Origin of the sequence: Paeniglutamicibacter sulfureus, assembly GCF_030512175.1 — a bacterium.
Taxonomy (GTDB): Bacteria; Actinomycetota; Actinomycetes; order Actinomycetales; family Micrococcaceae; genus Paeniglutamicibacter; species Paeniglutamicibacter sulfureus.
In genome coordinates this window covers 72,204-88,620 of sequence record NZ_JAULBL010000001.1, presented here as the reverse complement: position 1 = coordinate 88,620, position 16,417 = coordinate 72,204, and the positions used below count along the sequence as shown (strand labels likewise).

At 66.9% G+C, this 16,417-nt stretch carries 15 protein-coding genes; 13 read left to right on the top strand and 2 right to left on the bottom strand.

The window, feature by feature from the left end; translation table 11 throughout:
- The 7 genes from Q2T94_RS00370 to Q2T94_RS00340 all read left to right on the top strand — a co-directional run bounded on the left by Q2T94_RS00370 (position 1) and on the right by Q2T94_RS00340 (position 7,001).
- Positions 1–912 carry a hypothetical protein gene (locus Q2T94_RS00370; RefSeq protein ID WP_302262470.1) on the top strand — a complete coding sequence of 304 codons (912 nt, stop codon included), beginning with the start codon at positions 1–3 and terminating at the stop codon, positions 910–912.
- 88 nt (positions 913–1,000) lie between these two features.
- A complete protein-coding gene (locus tag Q2T94_RS00365) occupies positions 1,001–2,236 on the top strand; it encodes a cysteine desulfurase family protein (RefSeq protein WP_302262469.1) in 1,236 nt (411 codons plus the stop codon).
- Positions 2,233–3,369 (top strand): tRNA 2-thiouridine(34) synthase MnmA, encoded by a 1,137-nt coding sequence (gene mnmA, locus Q2T94_RS00360; protein WP_264270721.1) that lies wholly within the window; start codon positions 2,233–2,235, stop codon positions 3,367–3,369. Before Q2T94_RS00365 ends, mnmA begins: the two co-directional genes overlap by 4 nt.
- A 433-nt stretch (positions 3,370–3,802) precedes the next feature.
- Positions 3,803–4,921, top strand: a complete 1,119-nt coding sequence (srmL, locus tag Q2T94_RS00355; RefSeq protein WP_302262468.1) for a PheS-related mystery ligase SrmL — start codon at positions 3,803–3,805, stop codon at positions 4,919–4,921.
- A gap of 147 nt (positions 4,922–5,068) precedes the next feature.
- Positions 5,069–5,557 carry a GNAT family N-acetyltransferase gene (locus tag Q2T94_RS00350; protein WP_302262467.1) on the top strand — a complete coding sequence of 163 codons (489 nt, stop codon included), beginning with the start codon at positions 5,069–5,071 and terminating at the stop codon, positions 5,555–5,557.
- Positions 5,558–5,804: 247 nt separating this feature from the next.
- Positions 5,805–6,185: a VOC family protein gene (locus Q2T94_RS00345; RefSeq protein WP_302262466.1), complete on the top strand. Its 381-nt coding sequence runs from the start codon at positions 5,805–5,807 to the stop codon at positions 6,183–6,185.
- A gap of 195 nt (positions 6,186–6,380) precedes the next feature.
- The gene (locus Q2T94_RS00340) at positions 6,381–7,001 is read left to right on the top strand and encodes a dihydrofolate reductase family protein (RefSeq protein WP_264270716.1); all 621 of its coding nucleotides are present in this window, start codon (positions 6,381–6,383) and stop codon (positions 6,999–7,001) included.
- Between the two features lie 326 nt (positions 7,002–7,327).
- On the opposite strand, the gene Q2T94_RS00335 is transcribed toward Q2T94_RS00340, so the two are convergent.
- Positions 7,328–7,693 (bottom strand): hypothetical protein, encoded by a 366-nt coding sequence (locus Q2T94_RS00335; protein ID WP_264270715.1) that lies wholly within the window; start codon positions 7,691–7,693, stop codon positions 7,328–7,330.
- A gap of 223 nt (positions 7,694–7,916) precedes the next feature.
- Between Q2T94_RS00335 and Q2T94_RS00330 the strand changes: the two genes are divergently transcribed.
- The 6 genes from Q2T94_RS00330 to Q2T94_RS00305 all read left to right on the top strand — a co-directional run bounded on the left by Q2T94_RS00330 (position 7,917) and on the right by Q2T94_RS00305 (position 15,100).
- Positions 7,917–9,554: an ABC transporter substrate-binding protein gene (locus Q2T94_RS00330; protein ID WP_302262465.1), complete on the top strand. Its 1,638-nt coding sequence runs from the start codon at positions 7,917–7,919 to the stop codon at positions 9,552–9,554.
- Between the two features lie 131 nt (positions 9,555–9,685).
- Complete coding sequence (locus Q2T94_RS00325; protein WP_372342938.1) at positions 9,686–10,771, top strand: ABC transporter permease; 1,086 nt, start codon at positions 9,686–9,688, stop codon at positions 10,769–10,771.
- A 2-nt stretch (positions 10,772–10,773) separates the two neighbouring features.
- The gene (locus Q2T94_RS00320; protein ID WP_264270712.1) at positions 10,774–11,748 is read left to right on the top strand and encodes an ABC transporter permease; all 975 of its coding nucleotides are present in this window, start codon (positions 10,774–10,776) and stop codon (positions 11,746–11,748) included.
- Positions 11,745–13,427 (top strand): dipeptide ABC transporter ATP-binding protein, encoded by a 1,683-nt coding sequence (locus Q2T94_RS00315; protein WP_302262464.1) that lies wholly within the window; start codon positions 11,745–11,747, stop codon positions 13,425–13,427. The genes Q2T94_RS00320 and Q2T94_RS00315 overlap by 4 nt, the downstream gene beginning before the upstream one ends.
- Before the next feature lie 203 nt (positions 13,428–13,630).
- Entirely contained in the window at positions 13,631–14,023 is a 393-nt protein-coding gene (locus Q2T94_RS00310) for a chorismate mutase (RefSeq protein WP_302262463.1), read from the top strand.
- 21 nt (positions 14,024–14,044) lie between these two features.
- A complete protein-coding gene (locus Q2T94_RS00305; RefSeq protein ID WP_302262462.1) occupies positions 14,045–15,100 on the top strand; it encodes a uroporphyrinogen decarboxylase/cobalamine-independent methonine synthase family protein in 1,056 nt (351 codons plus the stop codon).
- Here the strand turns inward: Q2T94_RS00305 and Q2T94_RS00300 are convergent.
- Positions 15,097–16,254, bottom strand: coding sequence for a hypothetical protein (locus Q2T94_RS00300; RefSeq protein ID WP_302262461.1), 1,158 nt, complete (start codon positions 16,252–16,254; stop codon positions 15,097–15,099). The genes Q2T94_RS00305 and Q2T94_RS00300 overlap by 4 nt on opposite strands.
- Positions 16,255–16,417: the final 163 nt, after the last annotated feature.

The window sequence follows — 16,417 nt, the reverse complement described above, 5'->3', positions numbered from 1 at the left end:
ATGACTTTGAACTTCGTCGCCCCCGATGCCGGCGCATGGATAGTGCAGGCCCTGCAGGAACAAGGCCGGGACGCAGACACGGCAAACCTGGTTGCCGGGCAGGTGCCCCGCGGCTTTGCCGCCTATGCACGGATCTTCCACCCGGCCATGGGGACCGACGGGCAGCCCGTGCGCTGGGATGAGATCGCCAAACGGCGCGGCAGCACCATGCACGCCTTGGCGCAGTTCGCCGCGCTCTCCGGGATCGGCGAGGACGGGGTGCCACTGGCAGAAGACTCCTGGGAGGGAGAAGCCCCCGGCTGGGACGGGCTGGGTGCCGCCGAGCTGCGCGCCATCGCCCCGCTGCTGGCGGCGCACACCGGAACCCCTGGCGAGATCCACCTGGCGCTCTGGAACGGGCTGGCGTTCATCCACGGCGGCGACCAGGTCGAGGTAGTGATCGAGAACGACCCCGCCCTCACCGAGGAAGAAAACGCAAGGCGCGCCGAGGAACTTGCCGCCCGTGCCAAGGCACCGGCATTTTCCGAAGAGGTCAGGAACGCGCCGACCTTGCAGATCGGTTCCGGCTACCGCTCCTTCTACGTTTTCCGCGGCGATGCGGAAGACCTGGCCAGCCCACTGTGGGCACGGACCTCCCTGGGTGAACAGCGCCAGTCGCCTAACCTCGCCTGGCCCCAAGACCGCGCCTGGCTGATGTCCACCGAGCTTTACGAGGATTCCACCATCGTCGGCGGCAGCCGCGGGCTCATCGACGCCCTGCTGGGCTGCGCCGGCATCGAGGCCTGGGAAGTCGACGCCGACTCCCGGCTCGATGCGGCCGGAGACACCCGCAACGAGCTGCCGGCGGCGGATGACGAACCCTTCGATCCCGAGGAACTGGCGGGGGAGTACTTCCAGGGGGAAGGCAACTAGCCCCCTGTGGGCGCGTGGGAGGGGGATGCGGGGGCGCTGTGAGGAATCACTCCGCCCCGGAGACCGGCAACAGGGCTAGAATTGTTCGGTGTCCACGAGCCCCATTTACCTAGACCACGCAGCCACGACACCCATGTCCGGCCCAGCGCTCGCCGCCATGACCCATGAGTTGGCGCAGACCGGCAACCCCTCCTCGCTGCACGGCGCCGGCCGCCGCGCCCACCGCGTCACCGAGGAAGCCCGCGAGCAGCTGGCCGCCGCGGCCGGGGCCCACCCCTCGGAGGTCGTCTTCACCTCCGGCGGCACCGAATCGGACAACCTCGCACTCAAGGGCCTGTTCTGGAACCGCAACGCCGCCGACCCGGCACGCAAGCGCATCCTCTGCTCCGTGATCGAGCACCACGCGGTGCTGGACACCGTGGAATGGCTCCAAGCCCACGAGGGGGCGGACGTCACCTGGCTGAACGTGGACACCGACGGGGTCATCGACCTCAACGCCCTCGAAGGCGAAATCGCGAAGAACCCCCACGACATTGCCCTCATCACCCTCATGTGGGCCAACAACGAGGTCGGCAGCGTGCAGCCCGTGGCCAAGGTGGTTGCGCTCGCCGACGCCCACGGCATCCCCGTGCACTCGGACGCGGTCCAGGCCTTCACCTCCGTGCCGACCCGCTTCGCCGACTCCGGGCTGGCCACGATGGCGGTCTCCGGGCACAAGATCGGCGGGCCGGTGGGAATCGGCGCACTCTTCGTGCGACGCGACGTGGTGCTCACCCCCGTGCAGCACGGCGGCGGGCACGAACGCGCGCTGCGCTCCGGCACGCTGAACGCCGCGGCCGCGGCCGGGTTCGCCGCCGCAGCCATGCATGCCGCAGCCAACCTGGCGACCGAAGCAGAGCGCCTGGCCACGCTGCGCGACGCCCTCATCGACGGGGTATCCAGGCTGGTTCCCGGGGCCGTGTTCAACGGCACCGCGGATCCCGGACACGCGGGCACCCGCTTGCCGGGCAACGCGCACTTCACCTTCCCGGGCTGCGAGGGAGACTCGCTGCTCTTCGTGCTGGACATGCTCGGGATCCATTCCTCCACCGGCTCCGCGTGCACCGCCGGGGTGCCGCGACCCTCCCACGTGCTCTTGGCCATGGGGCGGGACGAAGCGACGGCACGTGGCGCACAACGCTTCACTCTCGGGCATACAACGAGCGCTTCCGACGTTGAGAAGTTGGTGGCGGCATTGCCCGAGGCCTATGCACGGGCAAAAAAGGCCGGCATGGCCGCACAAGTCAGCAGCATCCAAACGGCAGGGACAGGGTTTACACGATGAAGGTTTTGGCAGCAATGAGCGGCGGGGTCGACTCCGCGGTCGCGGCGGCACGCGCCGTCGAGGCCGGCCACGAGGTCGTCGGCGTGCACCTGGCCCTGAGCCGTATGCCCGGGACCCTGCGCACCGGTAGCCGCGGCTGCTGCACCGTCGAGGACTCCAACGACGCCTGGCGTGCCTGCGACGTGCTCGGCATCCCCTACTACGTCTGGGACTTCTCCGAGCGCTTCAAGGAAGACGTGGTCGACGACTTCATCGCCGAGTACGAGGCAGGACGCACCCCCAACCCCTGCATGCGCTGCAACGAGCGCATCAAGTTCGCCGCGCTGCTGGAAAAGGCCATCGCGCTGGGCTTCGACGCTGTCTGCACCGGGCACTACGCCAAGGTGATCCGCGACGAGGAAGGCAACCCGGAGCTGCACCGCGCCGCCGACTGGGCCAAGGACCAGTCCTACGTGCTGGGCGTGCTCACCCACGAGCAGCTGGAGCACTGCATCTTCCCGCTGGCCGAGACCCCCTCCAAGGCCGAGGTCCGCGCCGAGGCCGAGGCCCGCGGGCTCTCGGTGGCGAACAAGCCCGACAGCCACGACATCTGTTTCATCCCCGACGGGGACACCCGCGGTTGGCTCGCCGAGCGCATTGACATGACCAAGGGCGAGATCGTGGACCAGGAGGGCAAGGCCCTAGGCGAGCACGAGGGCGCCCACGCCTTCACCGTCGGCCAGCGCAAGGGCCTGAAGCTCGGCACGCCGGCGGCCGATGGCAAGCCGCGCTTCGTGCTGGAGATCCGCCCGAAGGAAAACAAGGTCATCGTTGGCCCCGAGGCCCTGCTGGCCGTCGACGAGCTGCGTGGCATCAGGATCTCCTGGGCCGGGCTGCCCATCAAAGATGCCGAGGCCGGCACCGAGTTCGACTGCATGGTCCAGGTGCGTGCGCATGGGGACCCCGTCGATGCCCGCGCCCGCGTCGAGCCGCAGGAAGACGGGTCCAACGTCCTGGTCGCCACGCTCATCGAGCCGATGCGCGGGGTTGCCCCGGGCCAGACCATGGTGATCTACCAGGGCACCCGCGTGCTGGGCCAAGCCACCATCGATTCGGCCCGTTCCACCGCCTGGGACCCGTCACTGGTGTCCTGAGTCACCCCTACCGCAGCGCCGGCAAGGCCTCGCCCGTTGGATCAGCCCAACCGGTGGGGCCTTCCGCGTGCCCGGCCAGTGGACGTGGCCCATGGGTCAGACTCTGTTGGAAAACCCCGTCGAAGGTTCCCCGTATTGCTCGCCGGGGCCACGGAACTTGCACACCAAGGTATCCGGACGTGCGCCAGAGACTTCGCGAGCACTTTCCATATTGAGGCACGGACCCCATTTTGTGGGCACTTTTCATGAGTCTCGCCGTTTCCTTGGACGGAAATGGGCGACCTGCTAGCCTCGGCTACATGCGTAACTCACTGCGATTTATCAGCCCCCGACCGGTCGCCGGTCGCGAGGGCTCTGAGGCGCGCGCCTAGGTCCTGGCGGCGGAGCGGATCGGGGGATTATCCACCGATCCAAACCCACCCAAGGACTTTCCATGACTACTTATCTTTCCGCCGATGAACTCCACGGCGCTCTCACGATGCGTGACCTCTCCAATCCCGAGCACGGCCCATACGCGATGCAGGAGCTGCTGGGCCAGGTCACCGCGGCTCTCACCCGCCATTGGGGCGTAGCCGCCAAGACGGTGCGAAACAGCCCGCTGGTCTCGGTCGCCGACAACTACGACAACCTGGGCTTCTCCGCGTCGACCGTGACCCGCGACCAACGGTATTCGCGATACGTGAGCCCCACGGTGATGCTCAGGAGCCACACCTCGGCATCGGTCCCTTCGTTGCTCAGAAATCTGCCGCGAACCGGCGCCTTGGACGAACTGGTCGTTATGCCCGGGCTGGTGTATCGACGGGACGCCATCGACCGGACACACGTCGGCGCACCCCACCAGGTGGACCTCTGGCGGATATTTCCATCCCCGGCACTGGGGCCGGTCGACCTTGAATCGATGATCGCCGTTCTCGTCGAAGCGGTCTTGCCCGGTGCCCGATGGCGCACGGTGCCTGCCGTCCATCCCTACACGACCAAGGGGCTGCAAGTGGATGTCATGGTTGGCAGCGCATGGTTGGAACTCGCCGAGTGCGGCATGATGGCGCCGCACCTCTTCGCCGGGGCCGGACTCGACCCGGAACAGTGGTCGGGCCTCGCCCTGGGCATGGGCCTGGACCGGGCCCTGATGCTGCGCAAGGGCATTCCCGACATTCGACTCCTGCGTGCCCGCGACCAACGCATCGGATCCCAGATGCTCGATCTGGCGCCGTGGCAACCGGTCTCGCTTCTTCCCCCGATTCGGCGTGACATCTCGATCGTCGTCCCCACGTCCTTCGACGAGGAGATCCTGGGCGACGAAGTCCGACAAGCGCTGAAGGAACGCATGGACGACCTTGAATCGGTTGAGCTTCTTGGACTGACCGACTGCGAGGACCTGCCTGCGGCGGCACGGGACAGGCTGCAGATCGAACCAGGGCAGGCGAACGCACTGATTCGCATTACGCTCCGGCCGATCGAAAGCACCCTCACCGCTCGGGAAGCCAATCTCATGCGCGACGATATCTACAGGGCACTGCACCAGGGCCGTGTCGTGGAACTCATCGCAGACTAGAGGGGCATGGTCGCGGTCGGCGCCGAGTATCCGGCCGACCGCGACCAACAGCCAAGTCTCAGGATGCCGGGGCCCGCCAGGCGATGCACCGCAATCCCGGGCCCTTGATAGGTTGGCCAAGTCCCCGCCAACTGCGAAAGAGACTCAATGCAGCAACCTCCGCCCATTACCCTGCAACCATTTCAAGAGTCCGATGCGGCATTTTTCGCCGGCATGGCCTCCGACGAACGGGTGACCCGCTTCGTTGGTGACGGTCGGCCCTGGGACCGGCAAACCATCAATGACCGTGTTCGTGCAGCGCTTGCGGAGGACGCCCTCGATCTCGCGGGAGCATCGCGCTGGTTCCTGGCCATGGAGGCAGACGAACCTGTCGGCATCGTGGTTTCCACTCGGAAGGACGAGGGCATCGAGATCGGATACTGGGTGTCACCGGAACTCTGGGGTCGAGGCATTGCCGGTGCCATGCTCGATGGCGCGCTGACGACGATTCCCGAGGTCTACAAATCCCGGGAACTCTTTGCCCGCGTGGATCCGGCCAACACCGTTTCGGCCAAGCTGCTCACCCGACGCGGCTTCCAACTTGGGGCCAACCAATGTGGGCTTGACCTCTACACCCTCGTGCCTATCAAGTCTTAGGCAGACAGGCCGGCGGAACTACTGCCAGTTTCCATGCCTCCGCATCGCAAACCGTCCGATAGGGTCCCCAAACCGTGACCACCTGTGCCCCCTGGATCGAAAGCGCATACCTGTCGACCCGGTCCGCGGTAGGCCGATGCCGCGGGTGAATCATTCACGTGATGCATGCGGGACGCTCTTGATCCGAAGTGAAATCGAGAATTGGTGGACCTGTCCATGGCACCACGTCCTGGTCTACTGTGAACCCATGTCCAGTCGTATAGCTGCCGTTGCCATCGATGCGATCAGGCCACGGGTAGTGGCGGATTTCTGGTGCGCCGTCTTGGACTGGCACATTGTCGAAGAGGACAACGATGGAATCAGCATCGCGCCAAAAGACGAAACCTGGCCTTCCATCGATGTTTTCGCGGTGCCCGAGGGAAAGACCGTGAAGAACCGGCTGCATTTCGACCTGAGGGCGGATGGCGTGTCCACGGCCGAGGAGCTTGAGCGCCTGCTTGCCCTTGGCGCGAAGCGGAAGGACGTGGGCCAGGGAAGGGATGTCAGCTGGGTCGTCTTGGGTGATCCCGAGGGAAATGAGTTCTGCCTGCTGTCGCGTTCCGTGCAGGACGTCAAGAACCAACATTAAGACACCCTGCCCTGAAGGGCGGAACATTGGTCCGCAGCAACTCATTGGCCTTGGGCCATGTGAATGGCAAAGTCGCAGCGGCCCCCCCGACGCATAACAGCAGGGCCTGCCTGTTGTCGATTCGAGGCCCGGGTCGGATACTGGCTGCAGGGGTGGTCCGGCGGACACTGTGCGAATGATCAGGGGAACGGCATCATGGGCGAGCTACACGTCAATATGAACATCACGCTTGACGGCGTGATCCAGGCCAATGGAGGCCCAAACGAACAAGACGGGGACTTCGAGTACGCCGGATGGGAACGTCCATATTGGGATCAAGAGTCATCCGACTTGCTGGTAGAAGACGTGCAGGCATCCGACGCGCTGCTGCTGGGCCGGACGACCTACGACATCTTCCGCGGCTACTGGCCGAGCGCGACCGACGAGATCGGAAGCGTCTTCAATCGGGTGCCCAAGTACGTGGCATCCCGCGGCAAGCCGCAGTTGACCTGGGCCACCAGCACGCAGGTTTCCGATGCCGCACAGGAGGTTCGCGACCTGCGGCAGAGGCACGAGCAGATCCACACCTGGGGAAGCGCGAACCTCCTGCAGACCCTGTTTCGCGAAGGCCTGGTTGACCGGGTGAACCTGTGGGTCTGCCCGGTGGTGATCGGGGAGGGAAAGCGGCTCTTTCCGGCAGGCACGGTCCCGACCCGCTTCGAAGTGGTCGAGCCGCCGAGGTCCTTCACAAGCGGTGTGATGCTGGTCCGCTACCGGCGGCTCGAGGGACCTCCGGAAACGGTAGACACGGCCAAGGCCATCGACAGCGAGCAATAACCCAGCGTTGCTCCCATCCGGTCTCGATCGATCGGCCAAGATCGTACTCCGGTGCACGCGCAATCCCTCAACCCGGCGAATCCAGATTCCCGCTTGGTCCCGCCGCCGACCGCCATGAACCGCGGGATTGTTTCGGTTGCCTCTTCGGACCGGCAGCCGTTGGGCCAGAGGCCCTGCGCACTCGTTCCCGGTTCCCACAGCTCGGGGAAGCGCACTCGAGGGCACGTTCCCACCATCCGCGTGGCGCATTCCACACGAAACGTCCCGTGTTCCGTCCCTACGGGAAGCGGGACGGAACACGGGACGTTTTTATGCAAAAGGTGCGGCTAGGCCTTGGCCTCGTCGACGATTCCGTACATGCGCGGGGTGATGTCCGGGTATTCCAGGCGTGTCTTGCCAGCTTCGAGCCGCGGGAGCTGGGCCGGGCCGTGCTCGGCGCAGTGCACGAAATCGAATTCCGGCCACCACTTCTTGGGTCGCTCGGTCTCGGCGAAACCGCAAACGGCGCAGGTCAGGTGAACCCATACGGGGCGCTTGCCGGTGCGGTTGGCGCGCGACTGGATGAGCCAAGCCGGGGGATTGGCGTTCATTTCGGCGAATGCGGCCTCGCTCAGGCGCGGCGGGATGCCGTGGCGCTTGGCCATTTCCATGGGGATATCCAACGCAATCGCAGCGTCTCTTCGTGTCATCATCGTGCTTAACCCTAGGCCACTTCGCCGGGGAGCGGGGACGGACGGGGGCAAAGCGCCGGTGGGGCCTGCCGGCGGCGGAAGGGAACGGACTGCCTGGTTACATTTTCATTTCGATACGACTGAGGGCGACAGTTGATGGCGCTTAGTGACGATGATCACTTAGGCTGTATGAAGCATGTGTTTTCTATCACCTCGCATGCTCGCTGACAGAAAAGGAATGCTCATGGCCCGCAAGAAAAACGGACTGCGACTCGCCGCAGCCGTTATCGGCATCTCCGCCTTGGTCCTGACCGGTTGCACCGGTCCGGCCGAAACACCCAGCACCGGCACCGGCGGCGAAACCGCCCCTGCCAGCGGCCCAATCACCGTGGGAACCACGGACAAGGTCACCTCGCTCGACCCGGCAGGCTCGTACGACAACGGTTCGTTCATGGTCATGAACCAGGTCTTCCCGTTCCTGCTCAACTCGGTACCCGGCTCGGCGGACCCGGTGAACGACATTGCCGAATCGGCCGAGTTCACCACGCCAACCGAGTACACCGTGAAGCTCAAAGCCGACCTGAAGTGGGCCAACGGCACTGCCCTCGATTCGAAGGACGTCAAGCACTCCTTTGACCGCCAGGTGAAGATCGCCGATCCCAACGGGCCGTCTTCGCTGCTTGGCAACTTGGACAGCGTCGCGGCACCGGATGCCACCACCGTCGTGTTCACGCTCAAGAGCGGGAACGACCAGACCTTCCCGCAGGTGCTCACCAGCCCCGTCGGCCCGATCGTCGACGACGAGGCCTTCCCCGCCGACAAGGTCGCCTCCGACGAGGACATTGTCGCCGCGAAGTCCTTTGCCGGTCCGTACACGATCGAAAGCTATGCCAAGAACTCGCTGGTTTCCTTCAAGCCCTATGAAAGCTACAAGGGTCTGCTCGGGGCGCCGGCGAACAGCGCGGCCAATATCAAGTACTACGCGGATTCCAACAACCTGAAGCTCGACGTGCAGCAGGGCAATATCGATGTCGCGTGGCGCGCGCTTTCGCCCACCGATGTGGAGGACCTGGGCAAGGACTCCAAGGTCAAGGTCCTCACCGGACCGGGCGGCGAGTTGCGCTACATCGTCTTCAACTTCGACATCATGCCGTTCGGTGCCAAGACCGATGACGCCGACCCGGCGAAGTCGCTTGCCGTCCGCCAGGCGGCGGCCAACCTGGTTGACCGCGAGGCGATTGCCACCGGTGTCTACAAGGGCACCTACCTGCCGGCGTACTCCTTCGTGCCGCAGGGCTTCACCGGGGCCATCGAACCGCTCAAGGACATGTACGGGGAAGACGGGAAGCCGTCGCTGGACAAGGCCAAAGCGGTCCTCGAGGCGGCAGGGGTCACTACACCGGTCGACCTCAAGCTCCAGTACAACCCCGACCACTACGGCCCCAGCTCGGGCGATGAATATGCCCTGGTCAAGAGCCAGCTGGAAAAGGGCGGCCTGTTCAAGGTCGACCTGCAGTCCACCGAATGGGTGACTTACCAGAAGTCGCGCGTCACCGACTACCCGTCCTACCAGCTCGGTTGGTACCCGGACTACTCAGATGCCGACAACTACCTGAGCCCGTTCTTCGCCAAGAACAACTTCCTGGGAAACGCCTATGACAACAAGGAAGTGGACACGCTGATCAGCGAACAGCGTGTGGAAACCGATGCTGCCAAGCGCACCGCCTTGATCGAGGAAATCCAGACCAAGGTCGCCGGCGACCTTTCCACCATTCCGCTATTGCAGGGTGCCCAGGTTGCCGTCGCGGGAGCCAACGTCTCGGGAGTCGAGAAGACCCTCGACCCGTCGTTCAAGTTCCGCATGGGTGTCATCTCCAAGTAGCCACCCACCCCGGCGGGTTCCGCCGACACCCCGGCCCCGGTTCCCCTTCGATGGAGGGGAGCCGGGGCGGGCCATGTCAGGCCCGCCTCCCACAGCCCCAACCTAGCTAGGACGCACCATCCATGGCCATCATGACCGACCTCGCCGAAGCCGAGTCGCCACCACCGACACCGGCAGCAACGGCAACCAAGGCAGGGGGCAGCTTTGTACGTTACCTCGTCACACGCTTCCTGCTGATTTTCCCCACCATCTTCATCCTGGTGACACTCGTGTTCTTCCTGATGCGCGTCACCGGAGACCCGATCACCGCCGCCCTCGGCGGTCGCCTGACCCCCGACCAGCTGGCCGAGCGCATCGCCGCCGCGGGCTATGACCGCCCGGTCCTGGTCCAGTACTTCGAGTACCTCGGACAGGTGTTCACCGGCAACTTCGGCCGGACCCTCACCGACAACCGCGCGGTGACCGAGGTGCTGGCCACCTATGGCGCCGCGACCGCCGAGCTGGCCTTCAACTCGCTGGTCGTCGCCCTGCTGATCGGCATTCCCTTCGGCCTGCTCTCGGCCAAACTGCGCGACCGCTGGCCCGACGCGATCCTGCGCGTCTTCGCGATCCTTTGCTACGCCACCCCGGTGTTCTTTGCCGGGCTGCTGCTCAAGCTCATCTTCGGCGTCTGGCTGGGCTGGCTGCCCATTGCCGGCCGGGCCGGGATCAACGCCGAACTTGCCCTGACATCGCTGCAGAACCCCAGCGGCATCTTCCTGCTTGACGCGCTGCGCTCCGGGAACATGGCCGCGGCATCCGACGTCATCGAGCACGCGATCCTGCCGGCGGTCGCCCTGGGACTGCTCACCGCCGGGGTGTTCCTGCGCCTGGTGCGCACCAACGTCATCGGCACCCTGGGCCGCGACTACGTGGAGGCCGGCCGCTCGCGCGGGGTCTCCGAATACCGACTGCTCACCAAGCACGCCTACCGCCCCGCGTTGATCCCGATCATCACGGTCATGGGCCTGCAGATCGCGCTGCTGCTCGGCGGCGCGGTGCTCACCGAGACCACCTTCGAGTGGAAGGGCCTGGGCTTCCAGCTGGCCGAGTACCTCACTGCCCGGGACTTCGTGGCCGTGCAGGGCATCGTGGTCCTGCTGGCGGTCATCGTCGCGCTCACCAACTTCATCGTGGACATCATCGCCGCGCTCATCGACCCCCGAGTGAGGTTCTAGCCATGGCCACCACAACGCCCACGGCCCTCGGGGCCAGGAAGCCGCTGTGGACGCGGCTGCCGATCATTTCCCACTACAGGATGAGCGCCGGGCTGCAGCGCGGCATGCTCGTGGCGGGCCTGGTCCTGACCGCACTCTTCCTGCTGGCGGCGATCTTCGCCCCGCTGCTGGCGCCCTACGGCTACGCCCAGGCCTCCGATGCCGAGGGAAACTTCCCCACGCAGGCCGCCCCCGGCGGCAGGTTCCTCTGGGGCACGACGGTGGGCGGGTTCGACGTCTTCTCCCGCACCCTCTGGGGCGCCCAGACGGCGGTCGCGGTGATCGTGGTCGCCGTGGTCTTCTCCATCTTCCTCGGCGTGATCCTGGGACTGCTCTCCGGGTACATCGGCGGCTGGCTGGACCGGGTGCTGGTGGTGCTGGCCGACGCCATCTATGCCTTCCCCTCGCTGCTGCTGGCCATCGTGATGTCCATTGTGATTTCCCGGGGCCAGTCGAGTCTGTGGGGCGGGATCATGGCCGCGGCGATATCCATCACCGTGGTCTTCATCCCGCAGTACTTCCGCGTCATCCGTGCCGAAACCGTGCGGCTGAAGGCAGAGCCCTTCGTCGAATCCGCCAAGGTCGTCGGTGCCTCCAACGTGCGCATCATGGCCAAGCACATCTTCCGCAACGCCACCCGCACGCTGCCGCTGATCTTCACGCTCAACGCCTCCGAGGCGCTGCTGACCCTGGCGGGCCTGGGATTCCTGGGCTTCGGCATCGAACCGACCAAGGCCGCCGAATGGGGCTTTGACCTGAACCGTGCACTCTCGGACGCCACCAGCGGCATCTGGTGGACCGGCGTCTTCCCGGGCGCCGCCATCGTGCTTACGGTGCTCGGGCTGACCCTGGTGGGCGAATCCATGAACGACCTGGCAGACCCGCGCCTGCGGATGCGCCGAAAAGCAAAGCGTCGCGGCGGAAAGGCCACAGCATGAACGCACACCGCAGGGACGTGATCGGCCGCGCCGACGGCACCGTCCTGGAAATCAGGGACCTCGAGGTCACCTTCACCACCGACGCCGGCGAGGTTCCGGCCGTGCGCGGGGTCGGCTTCGAGGTCGCCGCCGGGGAGGTCGTCGCGGTGGTCGGCGAATCCGGCTCCGGCAAGTCGGTGACGGCCCGCACCATCCTGGGGCTGCTCGCCGAGACGGCGGTCGCCCGCGGGGCGGTGGTGCTCAAGGGCAGCAACATGCTCACCCTGGGCGCCCGCGAGCTGCGCGCCGTGCGCGGGGACGAGGTATCCATGGTGTTCCAGGAACCCTCCACGGCGCTGAACCCGGTGTACACCGTGGGTTGGCAGATCGCCGAGGGCATCCGCGCCCACGGCAAGGTCGGGCGCAAGGAGGCCAAGGCCCGCGCCATCGAGGTGCTGCGCAAGGTCGGCATCCCGGAGCCGGAGAAGCGGGTGAACTACTACCCGCACCAGTTCTCCGGCGGGCAGAAGCAGCGCGTCATCATCGCCGCGGCCCTGGCCCTGAACCCGGCGCTGATCGTCGCGGACGAGCCGACCACGGCCCTGGATGTCACGGTGCAGGCAGAGATCCTGGAGCTGCTGCGCGAGGTGCGCGACGACTTCAACACCGGGATCGTGCTGATCACCCACAACATGGGCGTGGTCGCGGACCTGGCTGACCGCGTGGTGGTGATGTACCAGGGCAAGATCGTGGAGAGTGCGCCGAGCTCGGAGCTCTTTACCGCCCCGCGCGAGGACTACACCAAGGCGCTGCTGGCCGCGGTCCCGCACCTGGGCAGGAACTCCGCCTCCGCCGGGATGACCTCCCGCTCCGGACAGGACAAGGAGGTGCTGGTTCAGGCCACCAACCTGTCCATCGTCTATCCCGGCCGCCTGGGAACACCCTCGTTCACTGCCGTCGACGACGTTTCCCTGCAGATCTGCGCGGGGGAGGTCTACGGGCTGGTGGGCGAGTCGGGGTCCGGGAAGACCACCATCGGCCGGGCCATCGCCGGGCTGAACAAGGTCAGTTCCGGTTCGCTGAAGGTCTTTGGCTACGAGATGCTCGACTTCAAGGAGCGCAGCTTCAAGAAGCTGCGCCAGGACATCGGGTTTGTGTTCCAGGACCCGGCGGCCAGCTTCAACCCGCAACTGAGCATCGGCGAATGCGTGGCCGAACCGCTGCTGGTGCACAAGGCGCTCGATGCCCGGGCCGCCCGCAAGCGGGTCGACGAGCTGCTCGAGGCGGTGCAGCTGCCGGCCGCGTTCGCCGCACGCTTCCCGCACGAACTCTCCGGCGGACAGCGCCAGCGTGCCTCGCTGGCCCGGGCGCTGGCCCTGGACCCGAAGCTGCTGGTCGCCGACGAGCCGACCAGTGCGCTGGATGTCTCGGTGCAGGCCAAGGTGCTGGAGTTGTTCAAGGAACTGCAGGCCGAGCTCGGCTTCGCGGCACTGTTCATCTCCCACGACCTGGCCGTGGTTGACATGCTCTCGACCTGGGTGGGGGTGCTCTACCGCGGCAAGCTCGTGGAGGAAGGCATCGGGAACCAGGTCATGGGCGACCCGCAGCACCCGTACACCCGCAGGCTCATCGCCTCGCTGCCGGTGCCGGACCCGGTGGAACAGGCGGTGCGACGGCAGGCCTTCCTCAAGGCCGTCTGAGGATCGCAGCGCCCGGCGCGGGGGGTGCGGTCCACCGAGGTTTCAGAACCGCACCCCCGGCTTCCGTCGGTCGCCGCCAGGGAATCATCCGTGGCCGGGGGAGCGGCACGGGGGCACCGCCCCCCTGTCAGCCCGTGGCTGACTGGCTCCCGGGCAGCACGTCACGGTTGGGCGCAATGAAGTGGCAACCCTAGACTTGAACCATGAGCCAACAGAAGAACCCGCAGGCCGCGGACGACGCGGAAGCCGGCGCCTACGACCCCACTGCCAGCTCCCTGGCCGACACCGTTCCGGATGAGGTCATGGCGGAGTTGCTGTCGATCCGCAGCAGCATCGACAACTTCGACGCCACGCTGGTCTACCTGCTGGCCGAACGCTTCAAGGCCACCCAGCGCGTGGGCCACCTCAAGGCCGTGCACGCACTGCCGCCGAGTGACCCGGGACGGGAGAAAGCGCAGATCGAGCGCCTGCGCCGTCTGGCCCACGAGGCGCACCTGGACCCGGAATTCGCCGAGAAGTTCATGAACTTCATCATTTCCGAGGTCATCAGGCACCACAACAACATTTCCGCCACACACGCCGAGTCCGGAAACTAGCCGATGCCACCGATGGACCCCATGCACGAGGAACTTTCCGCCGAACCGGCAGAACGCCAGGTGCAGGCCAGCGCGCACGGCCCCATGCCCGGAACCGACCCGCTGGAAGCGGTGCTGATGGTCCGCGGCGAGATCGGGGAACCGAACCTGCCGCACCTGCAGCAGCTCCCGGCCCGCGGCGTCGGCTCCGACAACATCGGCCGCGGCGCGCAATTGCTCGAGGACCTCGCGGTGGACCTGCAGCCCTACGGCTGGCGCCTGGCCGATGCCCCGGGGATTGACGCCAAGCGCGCCGCCTCGGCGTTGCGCACCGACCTGAATGTGCTGGCGGATGCCATCGGCGCCGAGGAAAAACCCGGCACCGAGCTGAAGATCCAGTTCCCCGGCCCGGCCACGTTGGCCGCGAACCTGTACCTGCACCACGGCGAGCGTGCCGTGTCCGACCACGGGGCGCGCCGCGACCTGGCCCAGTCCCTGGCGCTGGGAGCCGTTCGCCACCTGCAAACCCTCTCCCGCACCACCGGCGCGCAACAGGTCACGGTGTACATCGACGAGCCCGACGCCGGTGCGGTGCTCAACGGGACGCTGCCCACCGCCAGCGGCTACCGCACGCTGCGCTCGGTCCCGGCCGCCGAGATCCGCGGCTGGTGGAGTGAACTCACCGACGGGCTGCACCAGGCGGGAGCCGCCGCCGTGGTCATCGGCGCCGATGCCGAGCCCGGCACCTGGACGACGCTGGCCACCACGGCGCTGGAGTCCGGCGCCGACGGGCTGGGTGCCAACGCGGCATCGCTCACCGTTCCGGGTTGGGAGCTGCTGGCGGCAGCTGTGGAATCCGGCAGCAGGCTCTGGCTGGGATGCCTGGAGCCGGGGTCCCAACCGCCCGGCGTCGTGGATGCCGTCAACGCGATCCGGCGCCCTTGGCGCCAGCTCGGCCTGCCGGACTCGGCCTTGGGCGCACTGGTGCTGAGCCCCACCGCGGGACTGGCCGACCTCTCCCCGTCCGGGGCGACCGCGGTGCTGGGGCGCCTGGCCGGCTATGCGGAAGCGCTGAACCAGGTCCGCGTCGACGCCTAGCCTCGGGGTTCCGCCGCGCCCCGGGCGCCGTAGCCGGGAATGGGATGGTTCCGGGGATCCTGCGCCTCGGCCGCCAGCACCAAGTCCAGGCGTTCGCGGCGGATCCGCAGGTCCACCTGCAGCATGGTGAGCATGAGCTGGGTCAGCACCATGCCCACGGCCCCGACCAGGGCATTGACCACGATGGCCATGGACAGCACCGCATCCGTCGTGGCAGCGGTGCCAAATAGCTGGCCGCCGACCACGGCCGCAAGCTGCGAGAGCACCCCGCCAAGGATGCCGAGCACCACTGCCACCACCAGCAGGATCCCCAGGATCCGCCACCAAGACCCTAGAGTCAGCGACCACGAGGACCGCACGGCCCGACGGATGCCCGGTGGCCGGGTCACCAGCAGCGTGGGCACCAGGCAGATCCGGATGGCGATCCAGAGGGCCAACGGCGCCAGCACCAGGAGCATGCCCACCAGTCCGAGCGCCGCCACCGCGAGGCCAACCGAGCGGGCCAGCAGCAGTGCAACCGCCACCGGAACCGCGACGACGACCATGGCCGCGGCACCGAGCAACACATGCCACCCGGCGATGCGCAGCATCCCGCCGCGTGCCAGGGCCAGCCCCTGCCCCCATCCGGTGGGCATCCCCAGCACTGCGCGCATTCCCGCGACGGCGGCCGGTCCAACGACCAGCACATTGGCCAGCAATTGCAGCGCCAGCACGGCAACCGCGGTGCCCGCGTAGACCGGCCAGGGGTGGGGAAAGACTTCGGCCCAGGACACGGAGCCGGCAGTATCCGGGTCCAGCGTGCGCTCGAGGACGGCCAGCGGGACATCGAGCCCCTGCACCAGCAACAACGCGACCAGCGCGGGCAACAGCTGGGCGAGCACTGCATTGGCCACGGTGGCCAGCGGGGCGCGGCGCACCACCGCGAAGGTGGCATCCAGCAGGTCGGCGAAGCCCAGGGGCCGCAATTCCACCACACCGGGCCTGGGTGCCGGCCACTGGCCGGAGGGTCCGGCCGGACCGGGCGGCTGGTCACGACCCGCCGGCCAGCCATCGCCCGCCGGCTCGTTCCATCCGGGAGGGGGCTGGCCCCAGCCGCCCTCGGGGCCCGCGGGGTCGCCGGGACCGGGCGCCGGTGAATTGCCGTCTGTATTCATCGCTTCCCGCTCTCGTCGCGTTCCCGCATGTGGTGCAAGGATTCGGAACCAGGCGCCGGACCCTTGGGTTTGCTCCAGTCTAGCGCCGGGTCCGGGAGGGTGAATGGTGAGGTGGATTGCCGTTTCCGCGCCGATTTGCCCGGCATGCTCATGTAGTCTTGAG